This is a genomic window from Candidatus Paceibacterota bacterium, assembly GCA_028714275.1.
Taxonomy (GTDB): domain Bacteria; phylum Patescibacteriota; class Minisyncoccia; order Phycocordibacterales; family CAINVO01; genus CAINVO01.
The window spans coordinates 1-3,478 of the sequence record JAQTMP010000061.1 but is presented as its reverse complement, the minus strand read 5'-3'; the positions used below and the strand labels follow the sequence as shown (position 1 = coordinate 3,478).

The following is a 3,478-nucleotide window of genomic DNA, read 5'->3' as shown; positions in this document are numbered from 1 at the left end:
GGGTCCGGATTAAGAATTATCTTGGTCCGCGAATTGAATAAGAAGGAGTTAGTTGTTTATGAGTAAGCGCCTCATTTACACCCGTATATCCCCGAGGCGAGTACTTATGGCACGGTGAAGTCACCAGATTAGGTGGAGTCTTTCCAGCACGACGGAAGTGGGCTTAACCTGGCCGGGTGAATGGCTGAATGGTGAAGTAGTTTGCAATATTGTAGGGCAAAAGCCTTTCAAAATCGTCAACCGTCTTGGCCTTTGGCAGCTCTTTGAAAATCGTTGATAGGTAGCTATGGGGGCAAATTCCATTAGCCTTGGCAGTCTCGACCAGGCTGTAGAGTGCGGCACTCGCTTGGGCACCGGCAGGGGTGGCGCTAAAAGTCCAGTTATTGCGACCAATCACAAATGGTCTTATGTGAGCTTCTACGTAATTGTTGTCGAGCGGGATCAGCCCATTATCCAAAAATCGGACCAGTTTAGTCCATTGATCTATCGTATAACTGATCGCCTTGCCCAAGAGTGATTTTGGTAGGCACTTGCCAGCATTTTCTTCCAACCAGGCCCTGAATTCATCGAGAATCGGCTTAGACCGCTCACGTCGGATTTGGCGGGTTTCTTCCGGCGGAATACCCTTAAGCTCTCCTTCGACTTTGTAGAGCTGTCGAATAAAAGTTAACCCTTGGGTCGAAGCAAGAATTTCCTTGGGCTTCGCTTTTAGAGCCTTGTGATCCGCCTTTTCAGCTAGAAAAAAACGTCGGCGACTATGGGCCCAGCAGGCAGCCAGCTTAAAATTGTTGCTACGCGACGCACACTCGTAAGTCTTGAGAGCATCGGTCATCAGGGTTCCTGTGAAGCCATCAAGAAGTTCATTGGCAGCAGACTTTCCGCGATTGTCAAAATAGCAATACAACAGAATTGGCGCAATATGCTGCCTCGCCAGGACCCACATATAACTATTTTGCTCAGGGGCCCTACCTGGTTCATTCAAAACCTGGACTACGGTTTCGTCGCACTGGGCAACTTCACCGCTGAGGATAGTTTCTCGCATCAGATTGAGTAAAGGTTGAACTTGGCGAGAGCAAGCGATCATCCATCGCGCCATTGAAGTCCGATTAAGATCGATGCCAATACGCTTAAAAGTCTGCTCCAAGCGATGCAGTGGCAAATGATCCATGTATTTGTACGTTACAATTGTAGCCAACAATCCTGAAGATGCGATGCTGCCCGGAATGATCTCTGGATCTTTGCTGGCGGTCACGATGTGCTCATTGCCCTCAGCGCTGCAACATGGGCATTTGTAGGTCATCCTAATCTGATCGATCACAAAAATCTTGGCTGGCGTTATGTCTAATTTTTCCGACGTTTTTTCGCCGATTTTCGTCAAGGGAACATTGTGCGTTGGACATACCTTTTCCTGCTCACTGAGGTCAAACTCCTCACGCAGCCTTGGCAAGTCGGCAGGAAGGGCCTTTCGCTTGCCCCGAGACTTTTTCTTATTACCACTATTGTTATCAGAGGTTTTCTCGCTGTCGTCCTGGTCTTCATCCGCCACATCCGGAGCCGAATCTTCCAACGAGTCCGCTTCATTAAACAGCAAACGCAAACCGGCTGGGTCGGCAAAGGATTTTTCTTTGCTATGGCCGAAAAGATAATGCTGTAAAGTTAGAACGCGATTGTTTAAAAGAAGGATCTGATCGTCTTTTTGCGCGAGCAAAGAAAGCAGACTGGCCTGAGACAAGCTTTTATATTTTTCAATTGTAGACGACTTCATTTCCATGAAGTCGTTTTACACTATTGTATCGAAAAAACTAGGTTAATTTAACCTTTTCGTGAGTTTTTATTTTATTCAAATCGACTCCGTCCAGCAGCCATTTCAACTCCTTCGCAGAAATGGAAATTTTGCTTTGCTCTCGCGAAATTTCGGGCCAATGATAACAATCACGTTCAAGCGTTTTCCACCACAGAGCGTAGCCTGTCTGATCCCAGTACAAGGCTTTGATTGCGGAGCGGCGCTTGTTGGTAAAGATAAATAACGCCCTATCTTCCATGGGGTTGAGTGCCATGACGTGGCTTGCAAGCAGAGCCAGACCGTGGGCTTGTTTCCGAAAGTCGGCAGGCTCCCGGCCAAGAAAAATTTTTGCAAAAAATCCTACGTCCTTCATAGTGGAATCTCCAGAACACAGCCGTATGAAGTCGTAATTTTGAGCAGAGCCCCACGGGCTGAAATCCGTTGCTCGGCGACGGGCACGACTTCTACAAAACTCGGCGTGTCTCGCACGATCTTGCTGCTGAGATGCGATCGTTCATTCCGCCTGCCAAGCTTCTTTTCCCATTGAGTAAAAAGCGTGACGCCGATCCCCTGGTCTCGGCAAAATTTACCCTTGGTCTGACCACTCGCCTGCCAGTCCTTGATCACTACTGGCCAATCTCTGCGGATATACTTCATTTTCGATCCCCCATAGGTTTAGGATGAAAAGAAGATACCTGGTCTGCTAGGACCCAGGAAGACGTCCGCCAGTGAGGCGCTTACAATGAAAAAGTAATAAGAGGGGAAGTAGAAGAAAAGAGAGAGGCAGTAAAGATTCAGAATTCTGGAAAAGCGGATTGAGCATTGAGGATTTAACTAAGACGACAAGCGAGGATTTGAATGGGGCGATTTGGCGAGGCAGCTTTACGGTCTTGGGCCGTTTTGAGCCTGGGGTGATGCCAGCCTTTGAAACTGGTATTATATGAAAAGTTTATTCACGGAAGTCCACCAGCAGGACGGTCGGATATGCGGAAGACCGGCCCATAAAAGTTATGTAATGGTGTTCCACAATTCAAAACCGTCGACCAAAAAAAATTATAAATGAGAGAAAAGGACAGCTTTGGATAGCGGGCCAAATTAGGGGATTGGGGGCCTCGCCACCAAATTTAAATCCCAGGGGTGGTGCCACACCCCATGCTGGCCCTCCCCAAAACCCTATCACAATCGCCTCAAAAAAAATGCACACACCTAAAAATAAAACAGCACCAACAAAGGAATTACAACAGAACCATGCTCCAAAATTTCCAGATTTAAACTAAAATTATTAACCGCTATCCTGCTCGCAATTCCATTCATCACGTCCTGCAAAAAAGGTGAGACTCCATACTGTCGGAGGTTGGATGCAATCATGAAAAAACAAGTAGCCTTGATAGATATCGAAATGGTCGATAGAAGTTCTAAGAACGAGAACACTACTATTACCGATGATGATCAACTATTAAAATCAGAAACACACCTTTGGGTGCCGAGCACAAGTACATGAGAGGCTGGCATCTAGCAAACAAAGAAAGGAAAAAATAGACTACAATCCCCGCAATAAAAGGAAGGGAGATACCGATAATGTTTAACTTGCAGCTAGATTGAAGTGACACATGCATCCGGAAAAACTGAGCGACTTGAACAATCATTTTAAACAAAAGACGCTGTGAATGCCTTAGCCCTAATCAAGCTGAATTC

General features: G+C 46.5%; 3 protein-coding genes. All 3 read right to left on the bottom strand.

Annotation, left to right across the window (positions count from 1 at the left end):
- Positions 1 to 163 precede the first annotated feature (163 nt).
- Genes PHF79_04125 through PHF79_04115 form a run of 3 tightly spaced genes read right to left on the bottom strand, consistent with a single transcriptional unit; the run spans position 164 to position 2,440 of the window.
- On the bottom strand, positions 164 to 1,765 hold the full coding sequence (locus PHF79_04125; GenBank protein ID MDD5318967.1) for an IS66 family transposase: 1,602 nt from the start codon (positions 1,763 to 1,765) through the stop codon (positions 164 to 166).
- A gap of 37 nt (positions 1,766 to 1,802) precedes the next feature.
- On the bottom strand, positions 1,803 to 2,156 hold the full coding sequence (tnpB, locus tag PHF79_04120; GenBank protein MDD5318966.1) for an IS66 family insertion sequence element accessory protein TnpB: 354 nt from the start codon (positions 2,154 to 2,156) through the stop codon (positions 1,803 to 1,805).
- Positions 2,153 to 2,440 carry a hypothetical protein gene (locus PHF79_04115; GenBank protein ID MDD5318965.1) on the bottom strand — a complete coding sequence of 96 codons (288 nt, stop codon included), beginning with the start codon at positions 2,438 to 2,440 and terminating at the stop codon, positions 2,153 to 2,155. The genes tnpB and PHF79_04115 overlap by 4 nt, the downstream gene beginning before the upstream one ends.
- Positions 2,441 to 3,478: the final 1,038 nt, after the last annotated feature.